We start from the raw sequence: 22,038 nt of genomic DNA on the forward strand, positions 1-22,038 counted from the left end.
ACAATTTTGTCGACAGTTTTATAGTTAACTACTTCTCCATCACAAGTTATCGAGACAAATAAATGACCAGTCAATATTACGACAATAACTTTATTAATAAACAATCATGCTATTGGCAAGAGCAAGCGAAACAGGTGGCTTGGTATCATGCCCCCAAAACAATATTGTCGACAAATAAAGATAATTATTACGAATGGTTTGCCGATGCCGAGCTAAACTCTAGTTATTTAGCGCTTGATTTACACGTAGAACAAGGCAGAGGTGAGCAAATTGCTTTGATATACGATTCTCCCGTTACTTCAACACAGCGGCAATACACCTATAAAGAGTTGACTACACTCGTCGCCAAATTTGCTGACGTGCTACAAGCCCAAGGAGTTGATAAAGGCGATAGAGTATTAATTTACATGCCGATGATCCCTCAAGCAGCCATAGCCATGCTAGCTTGTGCTCGAATAGGCGCTATTCACTCTGTAGTTTTTGGTGGCTTTGCCGCTCATGAGCTTGCTGTTCGAATTGATGATGCTCAACCTAAAGTTATTGTAAGTGCTAGTTGCGGTATCGAAATTGATAAAGTTATCCCCTATAAGCCTTTAGTAGACTTGGCTATCGAAAAAGCCAGTTTTAAACCCGATGCTTGTATTATTTATCAACGAGAAATGGTGGAAGCACAATTACAAACGGATCGGGATTATAATTGGTTAGCATTAATGGAAGTTGCCGTTGAAATACCTCCTGTCGCTGTAAAAGGTAGCGACCCTCTTTATATTTTGTACACCTCAGGTACCACAGGTAAACCCAAAGGTGTGGTAAGAGATAACGGTGGCCATGCCGTTGCCATGCTTTACAGTATGAAAAATGTTTATGGTATGAATACAGGCGACGTATTTTGGGCGGCATCAGATGTTGGTTGGGTGGTAGGCCATTCTTATATTGTTTACGGCCCACTTATGTCGGGCTGTACTACCATACTATTTGAAGGAAAACCGATTAAAACACCTGATGCTGGTGCTTTTTGGCGCGTGTGTGCTCAATACAAGGTTAATGCTTTGTTTAGTGCGCCAACAGCCTTTAGAGCAATAGCTAAAGAAGATCCTGATGCCTTACAACTTAAATCTTATGATCTGTCATCGCTAAAACGTTTGTACTTAGCAGGTGAACGTTTAGACCCTGCCACTTATCATTGGTTAAAAGAACAAACACAACTGCCCGTTATTGATCATTGGTGGCAAACAGAAACAGGTTGGGCAATAGCAAGTACACCACTTAAAGGCAATCATCAAAACACTAAGCCAGGTTCAGCAGGTTTACCTGTTCCAGGTTACCAAGTGGAAATACTCGACGAACACGGTCAAGCCGTTGCTGCCGATCAACAAGGTTGTGTAGCCATAAAATTACCATTACCCCCTGGCTGTTTAACCACTGTTTGGCGAAACCCAGAACGTTTTCAATCAGGTTATTTAACGGAGCATGCCGGATATTACGTAACTGGTGATGGTGGTTACTTTGACCAAGACGGTTATTTATTTGTTATGGGGCGAACTGATGATGTTATTAACGTAGCAGGTCATCGTTTATCAACAGGGGAAATGGAAGAGGTGTTATCTAATCATCCTGCGGTAGCTGAATGCGCGGTAATTGGAGTGCATTGCGACCTAAAAGGCCAAGTGCCTGTTGGTTTAGTGGTAATTAAAAATGGAATAAACCAAACGAATGAAGCCCTAGAAGCTGACTTAAAAGCTAGCGTAAGAGCTGAAATTGGTGCTATTGCCTCTCTAAGGCATGTGTTAATTATTGATAGGCTCCCTAAAACTCGCTCTGGAAAAATTCTGAGAAAAACCTTAAGACAAATGATTGATGGGGATGATGTCGCCATTCCATCAACGATTGATGATCTAGAGGTGATAAGCGAGCTAACACCCAAGTTAACTGCCTTAGCGATTAACTAAACATCAGTAGAATTAACGAAATAAAATAGAAAAATTTAGCAGCAAATGCTTATTCACTTGCTTTTGCTGCCATTAGTACTTTATTTCTTAACCACTTATTTGCCGGATCTTTATCTACATTAATATGCCAATATAAATGTACATCTACATTGGGTAACTCAACTGGCAAATCATAGACTTTAATAGCCAATATCTGGCTGAACATCTTGGCTGCTGTTTTAGGCAGCGTTAGTAACATCTCACTATTTTCAACAACACGGCACGCCGAAAAAAAATGTTGGCAGCGTAAACTGACTCTGCGTTGTAGCCCTAATCGGCCTAATTCAAAATCTTCCAAACCTAAACCTGAAGCACGCGATGAAGCCAACACATGGCTTTGCGATAAATAGGTCGCTAAATCAAGTTTTTCGGCTATGGTGCGATGTTTTGATGAGGCAACAACGACCAGCGGATCTTCTTCAATTTGAACATGTAAGACGTTTTCACTCACAGGCAACAATATATCTATCGCACAATCGATTTCACCGCTGGCTAACTTAGTTTCTAATTCGCTGCGCCTAACTCCTGTGCTAGTTAAGTTCAATTGAGGAGCTTCGCTAGCTAGTCGGCCCATTAAATAAGGCAAATAGGCAGACTCTAAAGAGCCATGCAGAGATATTGTGCACTGCTTTTTGGCTATTGACGGATCAAATTGTCGCGACTGTACCAGTGTGACTTGTAGTTGATATAAAGCTTCTCGCACATCACTAATCACATTTTTAGCGACCGCTGTTGGCGCCATTTTATTACCCTGACGAGCGAACAGTTGATCATCAAAATGCCTTCTCAATCTAGACAACGCATGACTAACCGCAGGTTGTGACAAATTTAACACATTAGCAGCTTTGGTTAAGTTACCTTCACTGTAAATTGCATCAAAAACAATAAAGAGGTTGAGATCTATTTTCATCGCCATATGACAAACCTAACTATTAGTTAAACGAATAGGTATATATAAAAACTATTCATTGGTTTAATTCTACATGTAAGCATAACATAAAAAAATGTCCCTAAAATAGGCCAGCATCAACGGCAAGGAAAATACCATGGATTTTAGTTTATCACCGCGCTCTCAAGAGTACTTAAGCAAAGTCACTGCGTTTATCGAACAAGAAATAGCGCCCATTGAAGACGATTATTTTAAAGAGTTAAAAGCGCAAAAAAATCCATGGGTCGTCCTGCCCATTATTGAAACATTAAAAGCCAAAGCCAAAGCACAAGGGCTATGGAATTTGTTTATGCCAATTGCCCCTTATGGCGCCAATTTAAGCAACGAGGAATATGCTCCGCTTGCCGAACAAATGGGTCGTAGCTTTATTGCACCTGAAATATTCAACTGTAATGCGCCTGATACGGGGAATATGGAAGTATTAATTCATTACGGCTCTGAGGAGCAAAAACAACAATGGTTGCCTCGATTATTATCAGGAGAAATACGCTCTGCTTTTTGTATGACCGAGCCTGATGTCGCTTCTTCAGATGCTACCAATATGGCAGCAACAGCGATTGTTGAGGGTGACGAAGTGGTGATCAATGGTAGTAAATGGTGGAGTACCGGTATTGGTCATCCAAATTGCGAAATGTTAATTTTTATGGGACTAACCGATCCCACTGCGCCTCGCCATCAGCAGCATTCAATGGTGTTAGTGCCCAAAAACAGCAAAGGCGTAAAAATAGAGCGTATGTTAACGGTTTTCGGTGAATATGATGAACCTTACGGCCATGGAGAAGTAAGCTTTACTGATGTTCGCCTACCAAAGTCGGCGATAATTGCAGGACCAGGGCGAGGCTTTGAAATCGCCCAAGGACGTTTAGGCCCAGGTCGAATTCATCATGCGATGCGCACGATTGGTGCGTCTGAGCGAGCACTAGAATTATTAATAAAGCGCGGCTTATCAAGAGAAGCATTTGGCGACAAACTGATTAATTTAGGGGGCAATAAAGCAATTGTTGCTGATGCTCGCATGGCCATTGAACAAGCAAGATTGTTAACCATGAAGGCTGCTTGGACTATTGATCAGCACGGCATAAAAGCCGCAATGAGTGCGGTGTCACAAATTAAAGTGATTGCCCCTAATATTTTACAAACTATTGTTGATCAAGCCATTCAAATTCATGGCGGTGCAGGATTGTCAGATGACTTCCCGTTAACTATGCTATTTGCCACCGCCAGAAGTTTACGCCTTGCTGACGGCCCTGATGAAGTGCACCGCAGCTTAATCGCTAAAATGGAGTTAAAAAAATATGGATAATGAATCAACCATGCACCCGCCAACAAATAATAAACGCATTTTCATCACTGGAGGCGCTAGCGGCTTAGGTAGAGCGATAGCTTTTAAGTACGCTAAACAAGGTTATCAGGTTTGCATAGGCGATGTTAACGAGCAACGTGGTTTAGCAACAATTGAAGCGTTATCTGCACTTGGATGCAACGCGTTTTATCAAGCTTGTGACATCACTCAAATTGAAGACTTAGAGCAAGCAAAAAATGAACTTATTGCCCGCTGGGGTGGCGTAGATATTGTGGTTAATAACGCAGGTGTTGCAGGCACAGCAGGCGCCATAGAAGATATTTCGCTAGAAGATTGGCATTGGGTGCTCAATATTAACTTAATGGGCGTTGCACGTGGCTGTAAAACTTTTACCCCTTTGTTTAAACAGCAAGGTTCAGGGTACTTTGTTAATATCGCTTCAGCCGCAGGGCTAATTAATGCGCCGCAAATGAGTAGTTATAACGCATCTAAAGCAGGCGTTATTTCATTGTCTGAAACCTTAAAATTTGAATTAGAAAAATTCAATATTGGTATTTCCGTAGTCTGCCCAGCTTTTTTCAAAACTAATTTAACCGAGTCGATGAAATCGACCATTGATGGCGTGACTCAAAAAATTGCCAAAATTATGTCCAAATCTACAGTTACCGCCGATGATGTCGCCAATGATATTTACGCCTCGGTTAATCAAAAAAGTTTTTGGGTATTAAGCCATAAACCTGAGAAAAAACTATGGCTCCTAAAGCGTTACCTACCCAGTATCTTTGAGCACATCATGAAAAAACAACTCGCCAAGTTGTTTTCTTAACAGGATTTACTTATGTCATTAATCGATTCCGCAGGCCAAATAAGAAAAGGCGAAGCGTTAAATAGTCAAGATGTTCATCGTTATTTACAGTCAATTTTCGATGATTTAACAGGTGAAATTAGCATCCACCAATTTCCAGGCGGCGCTTCTAACTTAACGTACCTCATTAGTTATAAAGACGATAAAAACGAGCAAAAGCCGCGTGAATTTATTTTACGCCGACCACCATTTGGACAAATAGCAAAATCAGCGCACGACATGATCCGTGAAGCTAAAATAATGCAAGCATTAAAGCCTGTTTACCCAGATATTCCCAGTATTTATCACCTTTGTGAAGATCATAGCATTATGGGTTGTGATTTTTATTTAATGGAACGACTCACTGGGATTATTCCACGTCAGGAGTTACCAGAAGAGTTATCACTTTCTACAACTCAAACAACACAACTTTGTACCAATGTAATTGATAAACTCATTGAATTACATAAAGTTAACTATAAATCTGCAGGATTAACAGATTTAGGCAAAGGCGGTGGTTATGTTGAACGACAAATTACCGGCTGGAGTAAACGTTATCGCACAGCGTTAACCGAAGATGCAGCAAACTTTGAGCAAGTAATGACATGGCTTAAAGACAATATGCCAGCAGATGTAGCAACCTGTATTATTCATAATGATTTTCGCTTTGATAATGTCGTACTTAATCCTGAAAATCCATTAGAGGTTATCGGTGTATTAGATTGGGAAATGGCAACGTTGGGCGACCCATTGATGGATTTAGGCAATAGCCTTGCATATTGGGTGCAAGCTGACGATGATAAGTTTTTTCAATCGCTTCGCCGACAACCTACTCATTTAGAAGGTATGTTAACCAGAGATGAGGTCATTAGTTATTACCTGAAAAAAACTGGTTTTGATGAAATAAATTTCGACTTTTATCAAGTCTATGGTTTATTCCGGTTAGCCGCGATCATTCAACAACTTTATTATCGGTATTATCACGGACAAACCCAAGATAAACGATTTTCCCGCTTTGTTGATGCAGGTAAATACCTCGAGCAGCGCTGTTTATCTTTAATTGCTTCATCCACCACAAAGGCTGAAAAATAATATGGCCGCTATTTATTTAGTGCGCCATGGCCAAGCCTCTTTTGGCAAAGCTGATTATGATCAGCTATCAGATATTGGCTGCCAACAAGCGCAAATTTTAGGCGATTTTTGGCATAACTACCCCGCTCCTGATAAATTTTATGCGGGCGATTTATTACGCCACAACCAAACAGCCGAACACTTTTTATCTCAGTTTACTGCGTCTCCAAATAACAAACGCCCTTGTTCTGTTATAACGCATTCAGGCTTAAATGAACTTGATCATATTGAAGTGTTAACTCGCTATAACCCACAATGGCAAGACTTCAAAGCAATGAACGACAAAATAACCAAGCTTCCTGAAGCCAATAAAGTCTTCCAAAATGAATTTAACCAAGCCATGGTTCGTTGGCTTTCAGGAAAATTCGATAATGAATACCGTGAAAGCTGGCAACAATTTAAACAACGTTGCATTACCACCTTGCACGAAATCATTGCTCAGCAGTCGCTCACTGAACCTGCAAAAAATATCGTTATTTTTACTTCTGGTGGACCAATATCAATCATTATTCAGCATATTCTCTCCTTAGAAGACCAACAAGCATTGGCTATTTGTCAGCAACTTATCAATACCAGTGTCACTAAGGTGCTATTTTCAAAAAAACATTTAAGCATTGATTATATAAACAATTACAGTCACTTAACTCTTAAAGGGTGCCAGTGGGAAACTTATCGATAATGTTATTAAATATCGAAAACACTATAAGGAACGATTTATGAATACCGACAACCCGTTTGATCTGTCAGGTAAAATTGCTTTAGTTACAGGAGCAAGTAGAGGTATAGGTGAGTATATCGCAAAACTACTCGCGAAGAATGGTGCGCATGTTATTGTTTCTAGTCGCAAAATAGAAGGTTGCCAAAGCGTAGTCGACGCTATTATTAGTGAAGGCGGGAGCGCCCAAGCAATCGCGTGTCATATTGGTGATATGCAACAAATTGAAGCCATTTTTTCTGCGATAGAAACGGAGCACGGCAAGCTCGATATTTTAGTTAATAACGCAGCAGCCAATCCTTATTTTGGTCATATATTAGAGACGGATTTAAGCGCTTATCAAAAAACCGTGGATGTTAACATTCGTGGTTATTTCTTTATGTCTGTCGCGGGTGCAAAAATGATGAAACAACATGGCGGTGGTGCCATTGTTAACGTTGCATCGGTTAACGGTGTTATTCCCGGCGACCTTCAGGGTATATATTCCATCACTAAAGCCTCGGTGATCTCAATGACTAAAGCCTTTGCTAAAGAATGTGCCCAATTCGATATTCGCGTCAATGCGTTATTACCCGGCGCTACCGACACTAAATTTGCTTCAACTTTAGTCAACAACCCCGCGATTTTAAAACAAGCAATGGCACACGTACCGATGAAGCGCGTTGCACAACCCGAAGAAATGGCTGGATCTGTTTTGTATTTGGTTTCCGATGCCGCCAGTTACACCACAGGCACTTGCATTAATGTGGATGGCGGCTACTTACTTGGGTAAAGCATCGCCTATTTAGCATGAAATTATCTTGCTGACCTGAACAACAAAATTAATATTGAAAGAGAATAAACAAAATGAGCAATGTAAACACAGAGAAATTATTTGAATCGTTAACCGTTAAAAATTTAACATTAAACAACCGCACCGTAATGGCGCCAATGACTCGAACCTTTTCGCCTAACAATATTCCTAATGCCGATGTGGCTGCCTATTATCGCCGCCGAGCCGAAGGTAATGTGGGCTTAATTATCACTGAAGGCACCTTTATTTCTCACAAAGCGGCCAACGGTTATGAACGTGTTCCTGCTATTTATGGCGACGAAGCTTTAGCTGGTTGGAAACATGTAGTTGATGAAGTACATGCCGCAGGAGGTAAAATTGTACCGCAACTTTGGCATGTTGGCTCAGTCAGAAAAGAAGGTATGGAGCCTGATAAATCTGTACCCGCTTACAGCCCGTCAGGGTTATACAAACCTGGCGCTAAAAATGGCATTGCCATGAGTCAAAGCGATATTGATGATGTTGTCGCCTCTTTTGCTCAAGCGGCATTAGATGCCAAAAATGTTGGTTTTGATGGCATTGAAATTCATGGTGCACATGGTTATTTAGTCGATCAGTTTTTCTGGGAAGGCAGCAATCAACGTGACGACAAATACGGCGGTTCATTAGAAAACCGTACCCGTTTTGGCGTAGAAATAGTGGAAGCTGTTCGTGCTGCAGTAGGCGAAGACTTTCCAATAATTTTTAGATTTTCACAATGGAAACAACAAGATTACAGTGCCAAACTTGCACAAACGCCAGAAGAGTTAGCGATATTTTTAAACTTACTAAGCGATGCAGGGGTCGATATTTTTCACGCCAGCACGCGTCGTTTTTGGGAAAGTGAGTTTGAAGGTAGCGAACTAAATTTAGCAGGCTGGACCAAAAAAATCACTAACAAGCCCGTAATAACTGTTGGTAGTGTCGGTTTAGACGGTGATTTTATTGGTGACGGTAAATCAGGCTTAGAGGGAAGTTCAGCCCCTGCTAGCATCGATGGATTACTTGAGCGTTTAAATAATGACGAATTCGACTTAGTGGCTGTTGGCCGCGCTTTGCTCGTTGATGCAGATTGGGTTAATAAGATTAGAGATAACGATCTTGAATCGCTTAAACCTTTTAATAAAAAGGCACTACATTCATTGAGTTAACAAGTTGTTATTAATATATAAGTGGCTATATCACTAGCCACTTTATTGAGTTTTTAATTGAGATTTATTCAGCTTGCTGACTAAATTTCAATTTATAGCCAGTACTCGAGTTAACATCTTCTTCGAGAATCAAAAACAAATCATCAGATTCATCATCTAAAATAAGCTCGGTGCTCACTAAAATCATTTCACTGGAGTTTTCTTCGCCAACAACATACACACTATAGGTGTTATTTAATAACGTAATAGATTGCGGTGTCACATAAGGCACCTGCTTATCGTTACCCGTTGAATCTATGGTTTCATTACTCTCAACAAAGAAAACAGCTACTTTAGTAAAGTCATCAATTAAGTTAATTATATTCACTTGATGATCGTAAAAACTTTCTCGATTACTGTTATTGACCACTAAAGAATTTAAAGTAATTTCCAGCTCTTCTTCTTCGTCATCATCACTAATATCTTCTTCTTTGGTGTAGAAAAATACCGTTTTATCGCTACCTGAATTTAAGGTCATTAAATGATTTTTAACAATCACTTCACCTGTTTCTGGAATAGTTAAATCTAAGCTATAATCACCAAAATCTTTACTGATCCTTTGACTGAACTCGCCAAAGCTTAATGAAGCAACCTCTGCAGTTTCATCAATACCATTGATATAAAGATTAAAAATATTCGCATATTCAGGTAATAAATAATGTTCCGTTAAGCCATTATAAACTCTAAATTCAGCACTTGAATCAGCATCTTGAAACTCAGTAGCTCCTGTTGATTTAGCAATATAATCTAATGTAAAAGGCGAATCTCCTGGACCACTATTTGCACGAATGATCAGTAAATACTGTGAAGGGTACACAAAAGCTATTTCTTCCGATTGATAAAGCACTTCACTGCTGCCTGATGCAGTTAAATAAAATACGTAATCGTCTTGATCATATTTGGTATTTTCCGCCATTTCTTTATAAGCTAATTGCCCAAATAACACAGCCTCATTAAACGTTTCATTAGCTTTAGATAGATACACATCTACACCGCCCGAATAGTTATGCATATTAATTAATCGTAAATTAAACAGATCATTATCGTCGTCGTCATCATCATCAATAATCGGGATATCAAAAGTTAACACTTCTGAGGCGGCGATATCATCGGCTATAACAATAAGCTGGGAGACATCTGTTGATACTTTTATTTGTGTCTCGTTGAGCACTTCTAAATCACTACTACCATCATTCCAAGACAAATCAATATCATAAGTTGCAGCATCGTATTCAAAATAGCCCCCAGCCTGAGCATAAACTACACTTGAATGTGTTTTCTCCACGAAGTCATCATCATCGTCTTTATCCACCACTAAAAATATTGCCGGAGAATTGGGTGAGGCATTATATAACTGAACATAACCCACGCCACTTGCATCATCACTAGAACCACAAGCGGATAATCCTAATATCACCATACTAGCGAGAACTGAAGGTAATCTAAAAAAATTAACTAGCCTTATTTGAGTACACATTTACTTTCCTTTAAATCATTAAAAATTCAGGCTAGTAGAATGTAATTTTTCTGATTAGTTCGATTTTCTCTCCCTGCTTTGCACTCTTTTACCTTTCTTGACACATCTTTACATTGATACTTTTAAGTAATACAAGACTGGTCATTGTTACTTAAGCACTTTTAAAAACACCCTATATAGACAAGGCAAACATGACAAACATGACAAACACCATAGATAGAAAATTTAAAAAATGTTGAAGATAAATATGATCTACATCAACTCAACACAATGCCCTTTAACTATATATTGTGTATAAATAAAAATAACACACAACATATGGACAAAAATGACTTTCAACTGCATTTCACCTTCAATTGTCTTTCAAGAAGTTCCTAACGAAATTAGCCTTTGCTTTAGCATTTCGGGTTGTAATATTGGTTGCAAAGGCTGCCATAGCACTGAGTTATGGAACAAGCATCATGGCACTCAATTAACCAACCAGAGTTACCTTGATTGGTTAAATAAATATCAAGGGCTTATTACTTGTGTTTGTTTTTTTGGTGGCGAGTGGCAAGCAACATCTTTAGTCGAAAAGTTAATCATTGCCAATAATTTAGGTTTAAAGAGTTGCCTTTATAGCGGAAGAAAGCACATTGATATCAGCATAACCCAACACTTAACCTACTTAAAAACAGGACCATGGATACCTGAACTAGGAGGGTTAAACCAAATAACAACTAATCAACAATTTATTGAAGTATCAACAGGTAAAAACCTTAATCATTTATTTCGAACAACTGATCTTAAAACACATCAAGGAGAAGAACATAATGTTGCGGCTTAACAAACAACAAATCGATAACAAAAAACTCTTTATAACCGAGTATTTTTCAGCAAAAAATGCTGCTGACGGCTCTAAAATGGATGCAAATGCTAATGTAACACATAAAAATATTGCCACGTTAGAAGCTGAATTACTAAAGGATTGTTTTCTACAAATTAATCGCGCATTAGTCGCTGATAAAATTGCTTTATTATTTGATAAAACATTAGCTAACGAGTATCAGCGTCAAATTGAAGATCACGAAATTTATGTGCACGACGAAACAAGCTTAAAGCCCTACTGCGCATCAATAAGTATGTATCCATTTCTACTTGATGGCTTAACAAAATTAGGAGGAGAATCTAAAGCACCTAAACATTTGGAGTCGTTTTGTGGCTCTTTTGTTAACCTAGTTTTTGCTATTTCTTCTCAATTTGCAGGCGCAATTGCCACCGTTGAATTTATTAGCTATTTTGATTATTTTGCTCGTAAAGAGTTTGGTAATGATTACTTATCAACTCATGAAAAGGAAATTGCTAACCACCTTCAACACGTTGTTTATGCGATTAACCAACCTGCAGCAGCTAGGGGTTATCAAAGTGTCTTTTGGAATATCTCCCTATTTGATCAGTTTTACTTTAAGTCGATGTTTGAAAACTTTGTTTTTCCTGACTTTAGTCAGCCCGATTGGTCGTCAGTTGAACGTTTACAGGCTTTTTTCTTAACATGGATCAACAAAGAGCGTGAACATGCTGTTTTAACTTTTCCAGTAATAACCGCAGCCATGCTAACAGAAAACGGTCAGTGTAAAGACAAAAAATTTGCTCGTGAGCTTGCTAAAGAAAAAGCCTCAGGTAACTCCTTTTTCGTTTATTTATCTGACAGTGCCGACTCTCTTGCTTCGTGTTGTCGGTTACGTAATGAAATTTCAGATAATACTTTTTCATATACTTTAGGCGCCGGAGGTGTAGCCACAGGATCTATTAATGTGATCACTATCAACATGAATCGCCTTGAACAGGATGGCCGAGATTTAAAAACAGAAATTGAAAAAGTGCAAAAATACCAAGTTGCCTACCGCTCTTTAATGCAAGACTATCAAGCTAAAGGGGCCTTAGCAGTTTATGATGCGGGCTTTATAAATTTGGATAAACAATTTTTAACCATAGGCATTAATGGCATGGCGGAAGCTGCCGAGTTTCATGGTTTAATTGTCGGTAATAATGAACCATATAAACAATTTGTCAGTGAACGATTGCAGGTAATTTACCAAGCGAATAAACAAGCAAAAATAGATTATGGATTTTTATTCAATACAGAGTTTGTTCCTGCTGAGAATTTAGGCGTTAAAAATGCCAAATGGGATAAAAAGGATGGCTACAAAGTTAATCGTGACTGTTATAACTCCTATTTTTATCTAGTGGAGGATAACAATACCAATCACTTAGACAAATTTGTTATGCACGGAAAAGAAATGATCCAATACCTTGATGGTGGATCAGCGCTGCACTTAAATTTAGATGAGAGCTTAACCGAAGACGCTTATGTAAAACTCTTTGATGTTGCAGCAGCAACTGGGTGCAACTATTTTTGCATTAACGTCAAAATTACCATTTGTAATCATTGTGAAAAAATTGATAAGCGCACTTTGTATCAATGCAGTAGTTGTGGCAGTAATAATATAGACCATGGCACCCGAGTGATCGGCTACTTAAAGCGCGTTACGGCTTTTAGTCAAGGTAGGCAGAAAGAACATGGTTTACGACATTATCATCGACAGTCTGCCTAACTTCACAATTAAAATGCTAGGGCTAAGTTAAAACAGTTGCTAGAATCAGTGGCTTTAACAATACGGTTAAATCCTCTGTCATTTTAATTATTGTTTTTTGATCCTTAAGGCAAACACTGTGAGCACTAAAGAATATTTATTTCATCACCCTATCGCATTTTGGTTTGGCTGTTTGTTAATTACCTTAGGTGTGCTGTCTCACATTCCCATGTTTATCCACGCCAGCCATATGAATTATCACATGGCTGGTATGCCAATGGATAACACCATGTTAATTGGCATGGCGCTTATTCCCATTGGCTTAGCATTTTCATGTTATGGATTAATGCCTCGCTTAGCGACAATGCGCATTAATAATGACACGCAGCCAATACAGTTTCATGTTACCGATAATAGTCCGTTAAACAAAGAACACATCAAATTAGTGATCGCATTATTAATTGCTGTCGTTGTTGATGTGATGAAACCTGCCACATTAGGCTTTGTCATGCCCGGCATGACCCAAGAGTACAACATTAGTAGTGAAACAGCAGGCTCTCTTGCCTTAATCGCCTTAACAGGTACTGCATTAGGCTCTATTTTATGGGGGCGAATGGCAGATTTATTAGGGCGACGCGCTAGCATTTTATTATCCGCATTAATGTTTATTGGTACTGCTATTTGTGGTGCTATGCCTAGCTTTCAATGGAACTTGATCATGTGCTTCTTAATGGGGTTATCTGCTGGTGGATTATTACCCATCACGTTTACCTTAATGGCTGAAATGATACCTTCACACCATCGTGGTTGGTTGCTTGTTGCCTTAGGTGGTATTGGCACTTCAGCCGGTTATTTAGTCGCTTCAGGGGCGGCAACTATACTTGAACCCTTATTCAGTTGGCGTTCGTTATGGTTATTAGGTTTACCCACTGGCTTGTTAGTGATTTTTTTAAATAAATATATCCCAGAGTCTCCTCGATTTTTAGCCAACGCGGGGTTAATCAATCAGGCCAAAGCCGTATTGAAAAAATACAATGGCGAACTTGATCCACCATTACCCACAGCACAGATTAATAATACTAACGACGATAATAGTTACTTTTCTGATATTTTTCGCAAACCTTACGCGATGATCACTCTAGCGCTTATTGGCTCAGGAACAGCTTGGGGAGTCGTTAATTTTGGCTTTCTGTTATGGTTACCTACTAACCTTCGTGAAATGGGTATGAGTGCAAATACAACAAACAGTTTATTAGCACAATCAGGTTTGTTTGCTTTACCAGGCATTGTCACAGTAATTTGGCTTTACCATCACTGGAGCAGCATAAAAACTCTAGCACTATTTGTAGCATTAACTGTAGTAAGCCTGAGTTTATTTGTATTTTGCGACTCGCTTGGTTATTTAAATAGCACAATGATAGTCCTGTCTACCGTGCTTTTGTTAATTAGTAGCAGTGGCGTTATTGCGATGCTTATTCCGTACGCAGCCGAAATTTATCCTGTTCAACATCGCGGTACTGGGGTGGGGCTTATTGCTGCAAGTTCTAAGTTTGGGGGAATTATTGGTGCACTACTCGGAGTCGCTGGTTTCTTTGAACAAATAGCTATTTCTGCTTTTATTATTATGGTGCCTTTAGCCCTCTGTGTTTTTGTCTTGATAAGAAAAGGCATTGACACAAGAGGTCGTCGCTTAGAGGATATTCATGGCGATTTGCTTAGCCGCTCATAGTTAAAAACAATACCTAATTAAGTGTCTTTTTTCATTAAATCTGCATAAGTGAACTTTTTATTACGAGGTACTTTTTTGGTGCTGCTTTTTGTTTTAGTTTGGCTCGATTGATCTTCACAAGAGTTTGCTTGATCGCCTTTTTGAGCTGTTTTATTGGAGTATTTAACGGCTTGATTAATTTCAGTCATTTCTGCTTGGCTCAGATCGCGCCATTCACCTGGCTTTAAACGGCCTAATTCAACACTCATAATTCTTGAGCGTTTTAATTTTGTAACTTCATAACCAAGGTATTCACACATACGGCGAATTTGACGATTCAGCCCTTGGGTAAGAATTATAGTAAAAACAAATTTGCTTTTTACTTTAACAATACAAGGTTTGGTAATTGTACCTAAAATCGGCACACCACGTGACATGCGCTCAATAAAGCGTTCGCTTATTGGTTTATCAACAGTCACTAAATATTCTTTATCGTGCGCATTTTCAGCTCGCAAAATTTTATTAACAATATCACCGTCACTCGTTAAAAAAATTAAACCTTCTGATGGTTTATCTAATCGACCAATAGGAAAAATTCGTTCAGAATGATTAATAGCGTCAATAATGTTACCCCGAACATGCGACTCTGTTGTACAAGTAATGCCAATAGGTTTGTTATAGGCGATGTAAACACGGTCCTGTTTATTTTCTGGACTTGCTGAAATCACCTTACCGTCTACGCACACGATATCAGTTGTCTGAACTTTAGTGCCTAGCTCTGGGTGCTTGCCATTGATAGTGACGCGATTTTCTTCAATCAATTTATCTGCACCACGACGGGAACAAAAACCAGATTCGCTGATAAATTTATTTAATCGTTTGCCTTCACTACTCACGCTTTTTCACCCTTAATTTAAAAACTCACCTTATTATCGACTGTATCGTCTAAGGGAACAAACCTTTTTATTAATTACGTCACTTAAAGTCATTAAAATAATAATAAAAAAATCACCAAACAAAATATCAGAATAATTTAATGAAAAAATTAACTCGTTTGAAGAAATCGAATTATCGCTTTAGCTAGCAACAGAGGGGATTCTAGCGGTAGCATATGACCACAATTGTTAAACACTTCAACCCTGATATTTGTATTGGTCGTTAACAAAGGTGCAAAAAACTTTCCATCAACTAATAAATCGCTGTCGCCATAACAAAAAAGCATTGGGCATGTAAGTGAAGTTAATGCCACAAGTAAATCTTGTCTAACGGTGGTCGATTTAAGTTGCTGTAACAAAACATTAGCGCCAAAATCATGGTCCATTTGCTTGATACAATCGGTAATATCGGTATTCGTTTGTTGGTTAGCATGTAAAAAAGTGCGGGTCCTAGCTAACGTTATGCCACTATAGCCATGAGTCTCAACCCATCGAATAATTTTACTTCGAGTCGCAATTTCTTCATAAGGTAGTTGCTGTGGAGCATTTGATAAGTTGATCAATCTTTTCATACGCTCAGGAAAACGACAAGCAAATGCGCTAGCAAGGTAGCCTCCTTGAGAAAATCCTAATAAATTGATTTTTTCGTTCGGTAATTGTTTTGCTAACGTTTCAACAATTTCGTCAATAGTGTTTTCAACAGGAATAGTGAGGTGGATAAAGTCATAATCCACACTCAATTTAACTTGAAGTACATTAAGTTCTGCCCATAACGGCGACCACAAACGTGAATCACACATAGTACCGGGAAGAAAGTATAGAGGTTCTGCCATAATGACTTGCTTCAATCAGTAATTGCCAGTTGCGTTTAAACTTTAAACGCAACTTAGCTTAACCGCTAGTCTTCAAAATAAAATGGTTGACGTTTGTTGTCATAATTACCAATTTCATTCATGGTTTCTGCATTATATAAACGACCATTGATCATGGTATAAGTCACTTTATCTGACACACGGATATCTTGGCTAACATCACCATTAATCACAATGATATCAGCAAGTTTTCCTACTTTTAATGAACCTAATTGGCTGTCTAAGCCTAACGTTTTCGCTGGAGCAATAGTTGCTGTGCGTAACGCTTCCATTGCTGACATACCACCTTGAGCCATCATCCACATTTCCCAATGCATTGCTAAACCTTCACGTTGACCGTGTCCCCCTGCATTCACCTTAACACCTAAGTCTTGAAGTTGCTTAGCCACGGTTGCCACGTTAACATGATTGTAATGATGCTCTGGCGCTTTCGGTCTTCTCATTGAGCGCGCCGTTAAAAAATCGCTAGGCACATATTTACTTAGCCTTGGATGTGCCCAAACATCTGTTGTGTCGTACCAGTAGTTTTCTCCCGAAATACCGCCATAGGAAACGACTAATGTGGGTGTATAGCCCATACTCGATTTCGACCATAATTGTTTAATATCATCATAGATTTTTGCCGTTGAAATAGAGTGTTCTAAGGTTGTATGACCATCCACTAACATGGTTAAGTTATGCTGCAATAATGAACCACCTTCTGGCACAACCATCATTTCCAGCTCTCTCGCGGCTTGAACAAGCTGCTGGCGTTGGTCTCTTCGCGGTTGGTTATAACTTTTAACACTAAAAGCGCCTGCCTTTTGTAAGCGTTCAATATGAAATTTAGCATCGTCTAAATTATCAACACGTGACGTATAGTTTGGACTACTCGCTCCATACAAAATTGTACCTGTAGAAAAGAGTCTAGCGGCAACAATGGCGCCTGACTGTTGCATTTCACTGGCATCAAAAAATGTTGAGGTATCATTAGAAGGATCATGAATACTGGTAACACCTAACGCTAATCCTGCATAGTTTTTCCAGTTCTGCTGTGGAATTATTTCATTAGTACCTTGTGGACCATGTGCATGGGCATCAACTAAACCAGGCATGATGCTTTGCCCTTTAATATCAATAATTTTTGCATCGCTTGGAATGTTTACTTCGGCGCGAGTACCTACAGCTTCAATAATGTTGCCTTTCACGACCACAACGCCATTGTCGATAATTTTATCGCCTTCCATCGTTAACACTTTACCGCCAACAAAAGCGATTGTGCCCGAAGGTATATCTGTGGCTTGTTTAAACCCTAAATAGGTTTTCAATACACTAGATTTTGACACTAAATTCGTTTTATTTTCTGTTAATTCTGACGATTTCTCGTCTTGAATAATATCAAAAAGTTTAGCTGTGTTAGCTTGATAAAGGTCCGGACCTAAACTCCAATACAGTGTATTAGACTGACCATTCCAATTAATGCTTTCGCCTGCACGAATCGATAACTGTTTAACTGGGAAATTTTTTGCTTTAGGACCAATATCAATTATTTGACCTCGTTCAACCATAGGCGTTACAAACACCTTAAAACCTTCGGCAAACGCTAAGTATTGGCCATTAGGAGATACTTGATATTCCGTAGCATATTTACCTTGATATAAAGACTGTTCATTTTTACCATTTAAGTCGATGCGTGCTAAATATGGCATTTCACCTCGACGCATAAGGTAAATATGTTGATTACTCGATCCAAAGTGCGCTCGAGCGCCGTCTTCAGTAATCAATATAGGCTGCGTTCCCCTTGAACTTCCTTTTGAAGAAACAGCATAGACGCCGCTATTTAAACCCCACTTAGGATCGGTAATATAGCCACCAGATATTTTACGATAAACGACTGTTTTACCATCGGGAGAAAAAGTAGGCTCAACATATTTTCCTTTCTCTTTTAATAACGACTTACCTTTACCACCTCGAGCCGAAACAACTTTAACTTGACCAAGTTGCTGATCATGCCAGGTCACATAAATGACTTTTTTGCCGTCACGAGAAAAGCTTGGATTGTATTCGAAATGCGTTTTTTGCTTTGTTAAACGTTTCGCTTTTCCGGTCACTTTCCCCTTTGAAATAGTGCGCGTGTAAATATGCCCCATCGCTTCAAAAACAACTTTATCTCCAGAAGGTGATATTTCAACATCACGCAACATTTTCACATCAAAATTAGCTTGGGCAAGGTTTTGTTGGAAACGTAATGAGGGTTGAATTTTTTTAGTGGTTTTTACTTCAAATTCAATATTTTTAACTGGGTTGTTTGCTAAGTTTTTCGATAAGGTTAGCTGCTTAATTTTGCCATCAGCCCAAAAAATTAAACCGTCGCTTTTAGGTGTCCAAGCCATGGTTGGATACACACCATGAATTGCCCAAGTTTCTTGCATATCTCGATCTAAATTTTCGTAGATTTTGGTTTTTTCACCACTAGCTAAATTATATAGATATAAATTAGACTGAAAATCATTACGTCGAATGAAAGCTAGGTATTTACCATCTGGCGAAGGTGTTGGACGAATAGCGCCACCTGTACCAGAAATAATCACTTCTATTTCACCTGTCGCTAATTCAAGGCGTTTAATTTTATAAATACCTTTTATAGAATCTTTAGAGTAATGAAAAGTTTTACCAGGCGTGGCATCTTGTGAAAAATAAACATATTTACCATCTGGCGAGAAAGCGGGTTCGCCTAAATCTTTTTGCTCGTTTGGGCGTTTGGTTAACATAACACCTTCACCACCCGTTTTATGGTAAAGCCAAACCTCTCCCGCACCTAGTGAGCGTGTTTTCGTATAATGCTTACGACCCACTAAATAGTTACCGTCGGGTGACCACGCAGGGCTGTTTAATAAACGAAAAGACTCTGAACTTACCGCTTTGGCATTACTGCCATCAAGGTTCATTATCCATAAATTGTCACCACCGTCTTCATCAGAAGTAAAGGCGATATGTTTACCGTCTGGGCTAAATCGAGGTTGCATTTGCCATGCGATATCGGTCATTAACGGTGTTGCCTTGCCTCCTTTAACAGGCAAAGTGTAAATATCACCCAATAAATCAAAAACAATGGTTTTGCCATCAGGACTTAAATCAAGGTTCATCCAAGTCCCTTGGTTAACATCAATATTAACCGATTTAAATGTACCAGGAGGGTTGTTTACCGACCATTTCTCGCTCTCTTTAGCTGCACTGCTAAAAGCTGCGATAGACAATAGCGTTAGGGTTAACCCCCTAATACTGGATTGAAATAACGTAAAAGACATGAATGGAACCTCTTATTAAGTAAGATAAATGCGAGCGTTTTTTACGCTAGCTATTTAAAAGCCTATTAACAGCTACTTAAACATAGTGTTACTAAGAGGTTAAGTGCAAAACGTCAACTGGCGGTATAATTACGACAAATCGCGCTTAAATTTGATATCCCCAACGCGGCATAATACTTTGCTCTACACCAAGATGGTCCAGCATACGTCCCACCATAAAATCGATTAAGTCATTAATCGATGTCGGTTTATGATAGAAACCTGGAGCAGCTGGCATAATAACCGCGCCTTGCTGAGACAACGACAGCATATTTTGCAAATGTAGGGTTGAAAATGGCGTTTCACGCGGCACTAAAATAAGCTGCCCTCGTTCTTTAAGCACAACATCTGCTGCCCGTTCAATTAAGTTATCACTCATGCCATGTGCAATCGCTGCTAATGTACCTGTTGAGCATGGACAAACAATCATTTGTTTAGGGGCTGCAGATCCTGACGCAACAGGTGAAAACCACTGTTCTTTACCAAATACGGTGATTTGTCCGGTTTTAGCTTGTAGTTTTTCCGTTAAGACTTGGCTAGCGGCATCTGGAGACGAAGGTAATTTAAAATCAACTTCCGTATCAAACACCACACGAGCAGCACTTGAGCATAAAACATAAATTTGAAAATTCGCTGCTACCAAGCATTCAAGTAAGCGTAAAGCGTAAGCAGAACCAGAAGCGCCGGTTATCGCCACAGTAATTTTTTTGCTAAAAGTAGTATTTTCTGATGTACTTTTTAAAGGGTTAGTCAAAATAGTTTCTCTTTAATCATTAGCTTAGACGCTAAATTTAGTGGATAAAGCATCGAGTAATTTTTGATGAATATTACCAAAACCACCATTACTCATTACGACGATAGTATCGCCAGATTGACTGTAATCAGTAATTTTAGCAACCAAGTCGTCAATATCAAGTTCAACAACACAAGGTGCAGAGCAATCGTCGATTAGCTGTGAAACCGACCATTTCACGTCTTCACCTTGATAAACAAAAACCTGATCTGCTTGAGTAAGTGATGCCGGTAAAGTATCTTTATGAATGCCTGACTTCATGGTGTTCGATCTTGGCTCTAATACGGCAATAACTCGTTGTTCACCGACATTAGCCCTAACACCTGTTAGCGTTTTCTCAATAGCTGTAGGATGGTGAGCAAAGTCATCAAATACGCGAATGTTATTAATTGTCCCGCGCAGCTCTAATCGTCTTTTCGTATTAACAAACTGGCTTAACGCTTCAATGGCTACTTGTGTGGTAACGCCTGCATGGCGAGCTGCTGCAATTGCCATTATGGCGTTGTCTATATTAAAGTCGCCAATTAAATCCCAGTGCAATGTTCCTTGTTCTACCCCTTTAAAACTAACGATAAAAGCACTACCATCATCGACTAGCTTTTTCGCTTGCCAACCAATAACCGAGGGTTTTACTGGGTGGTTTTCATCACTTATCACATCATTAAATTCTGTAGGTGTCCAACAGCCTAACGCTAATGTTTCAGTTAAGGCGGTTTCATTTTTAGGTGATAAAATTAAGCCATTTCTTGGCACCATGCGAATAAGGTGATGAAATTGACGTTGTATGTCCGTTATGTCGTCAAAAATGTCGCCATGGTCAAATTCCATGTTGTTAATTACCAAGGTGCGGGGGCGATAATGAACAAATTTGGAACGCTTATCAAAAAAAGCGGTGTCGTATTCATCCGCTTCTATCACAAAAAATGGCGACTCGCCTAATCTTGCTGAACGGTCAAAATTTTGTGGCACGCCGCCAATTAAATATCCAGGGTTCATGCCGGCATATTCTAATATCCAAGTAATCATCGAGCTTGTGGTGGTTTTACCATGTGTTCCTGATACAGCAACAACCCAACGATCTTTTAAAATATTATCGAGTAACCATTGAGGACCTGAAGTGTAGGCAATATTTCGGTCCAAAATATGTTCAACCATCACGTTTCCACGTGACATGGCATTCCCAACAATCACCACATCGGGTTCATCTTGTAAATGTTCCACATGGTAACCTTGCATTAATTCAATACCAAGTTGTTCAAGTTGAGTACTCATTGGCGGATAAACATTCGCATCACATCCTGAGACTCGATAACCTAATTGCTTAGCAATAGCTGCTATGCCCCCCATAAATGTGCCACAAATGCCTAATATGTGAATATGCTTCATACGTTAATGTCTGTCTTGATAAATTCATAAATTTCTA

Annotated in this window: 17 protein-coding genes; 10 read left to right on the forward strand and 7 right to left on the reverse strand. The window is 39.2% G+C overall.

The features are described 5' to 3' along the window. Positions 1–62: 62 nt before the first annotated feature. Positions 63–1,949, forward strand: a complete 1,887-nt coding sequence (locus tag AC27G3_RS15650) for an acetate--CoA ligase (RefSeq protein WP_487123141.1) — start codon at positions 63–65, stop codon at positions 1,947–1,949. Between the two features lie 49 nt (positions 1,950–1,998). Here AC27G3_RS15650 and AC27G3_RS15655 read toward each other — a convergent pair whose 3' ends face one another. Next, positions 1,999–2,904, reverse strand: a complete 906-nt coding sequence (locus AC27G3_RS15655) for a LysR family transcriptional regulator (RefSeq protein ID WP_487123143.1) — start codon at positions 2,902–2,904, stop codon at positions 1,999–2,001. A 130-nt stretch (positions 2,905–3,034) separates the two neighbouring features. Between AC27G3_RS15655 and AC27G3_RS15660 the strand changes: the two genes are divergently transcribed. The 6 genes from AC27G3_RS15660 to AC27G3_RS15685 all read left to right on the forward strand — a co-directional run bounded on the left by AC27G3_RS15660 (position 3,035) and on the right by AC27G3_RS15685 (position 8,892). Next, a complete protein-coding gene (locus tag AC27G3_RS15660) occupies positions 3,035–4,240 on the forward strand; it encodes an acyl-CoA dehydrogenase family protein (protein WP_487123145.1) in 1,206 nt (401 codons plus the stop codon). Then, positions 4,233–5,066 (forward strand): SDR family oxidoreductase, encoded by an 834-nt coding sequence (locus AC27G3_RS15665; RefSeq protein WP_487123147.1) that lies wholly within the window; start codon positions 4,233–4,235, stop codon positions 5,064–5,066. The genes AC27G3_RS15660 and AC27G3_RS15665 overlap by 8 nt, the downstream gene beginning before the upstream one ends. 12 nt (positions 5,067–5,078) lie before the next feature. Continuing rightward, a complete protein-coding gene (locus AC27G3_RS15670; RefSeq protein ID WP_487123148.1) occupies positions 5,079–6,176 on the forward strand; it encodes a phosphotransferase family protein in 1,098 nt (365 codons plus the stop codon). A gap of 1 nt (position 6,177) precedes the next feature. Continuing rightward, the gene (locus tag AC27G3_RS15675) at positions 6,178–6,894 is read left to right on the forward strand and encodes a histidine phosphatase family protein (RefSeq protein WP_487123150.1); all 717 of its coding nucleotides are present in this window, start codon (positions 6,178–6,180) and stop codon (positions 6,892–6,894) included. A gap of 37 nt (positions 6,895–6,931) precedes the next feature. Next, a complete protein-coding gene (locus tag AC27G3_RS15680; RefSeq protein WP_487123151.1) occupies positions 6,932–7,702 on the forward strand; it encodes an SDR family oxidoreductase in 771 nt (256 codons plus the stop codon). 74 nt (positions 7,703–7,776) lie between these two features. Beyond that, positions 7,777–8,892: an NADH:flavin oxidoreductase gene (locus AC27G3_RS15685; RefSeq protein WP_487123152.1), complete on the forward strand. Its 1,116-nt coding sequence runs from the start codon at positions 7,777–7,779 to the stop codon at positions 8,890–8,892. Positions 8,893–8,956: 64 nt separating this feature from the next. Here the strand turns inward: AC27G3_RS15685 and AC27G3_RS15690 are convergent, their stop codons facing one another. Then, positions 8,957–10,408: a DUF4397 domain-containing protein gene (locus AC27G3_RS15690; RefSeq protein ID WP_487123154.1), complete on the reverse strand. Its 1,452-nt coding sequence runs from the start codon at positions 10,406–10,408 to the stop codon at positions 8,957–8,959. 328 nt (positions 10,409–10,736) lie between these two features. Between AC27G3_RS15690 and nrdG the strand changes: the two genes are divergently transcribed. From nrdG to AC27G3_RS15705, 3 genes are all read left to right on the forward strand, one after another. Then, positions 10,737–11,234 (forward strand): anaerobic ribonucleoside-triphosphate reductase activating protein, encoded by a 498-nt coding sequence (gene nrdG, locus AC27G3_RS15695; RefSeq protein WP_487123156.1) that lies wholly within the window; start codon positions 10,737–10,739, stop codon positions 11,232–11,234. After that, complete coding sequence (gene nrdD, locus AC27G3_RS15700; protein ID WP_487123158.1) at positions 11,221–13,002, forward strand: anaerobic ribonucleoside-triphosphate reductase; 1,782 nt, start codon at positions 11,221–11,223, stop codon at positions 13,000–13,002. Before nrdG ends, nrdD begins: the two co-directional genes overlap by 14 nt. A 118-nt stretch (positions 13,003–13,120) precedes the next feature. Further along, the gene (locus tag AC27G3_RS15705) at positions 13,121–14,710 is read left to right on the forward strand and encodes an MFS transporter (RefSeq protein ID WP_487123160.1); all 1,590 of its coding nucleotides are present in this window, start codon (positions 13,121–13,123) and stop codon (positions 14,708–14,710) included. Positions 14,711–14,727: 17 nt separating this feature from the next. Here the strand turns inward: AC27G3_RS15705 and rluF are convergent, their stop codons facing one another. The 5 genes from rluF to mpl form a co-directional block, all read right to left on the reverse strand. Beyond that, positions 14,728–15,585 (reverse strand): 23S rRNA pseudouridine(2604) synthase RluF, encoded by an 858-nt coding sequence (gene rluF / locus AC27G3_RS15710; RefSeq protein WP_487123162.1) that lies wholly within the window; start codon positions 15,583–15,585, stop codon positions 14,728–14,730. 149 nt (positions 15,586–15,734) lie between these two features. After that, positions 15,735–16,457 carry an alpha/beta fold hydrolase gene (locus AC27G3_RS15715; protein WP_487123164.1) on the reverse strand — a complete coding sequence of 241 codons (723 nt, stop codon included), beginning with the start codon at positions 16,455–16,457 and terminating at the stop codon, positions 15,735–15,737. Between the two features lie 65 nt (positions 16,458–16,522). Beyond that, on the reverse strand, positions 16,523–19,783 hold the full coding sequence (locus tag AC27G3_RS15720) for an amidohydrolase family protein (RefSeq protein ID WP_487123166.1): 3,261 nt from the start codon (positions 19,781–19,783) through the stop codon (positions 16,523–16,525). Between the two features lie 145 nt (positions 19,784–19,928). Continuing rightward, complete coding sequence (locus tag AC27G3_RS15725; protein ID WP_487123168.1) at positions 19,929–20,576, reverse strand: flavin prenyltransferase UbiX; 648 nt, start codon at positions 20,574–20,576, stop codon at positions 19,929–19,931. A 24-nt stretch (positions 20,577–20,600) separates the two neighbouring features. After that, positions 20,601–22,001: a UDP-N-acetylmuramate:L-alanyl-gamma-D-glutamyl-meso-diaminopimelate ligase gene (gene mpl, locus AC27G3_RS15730; protein WP_487123170.1), complete on the reverse strand. Its 1,401-nt coding sequence runs from the start codon at positions 21,999–22,001 to the stop codon at positions 20,601–20,603. Positions 22,002–22,038 lie beyond the last annotated feature (37 nt).

It is taken from the genome of Colwellia sp. SU-HH01217, from assembly GCF_057543495.1.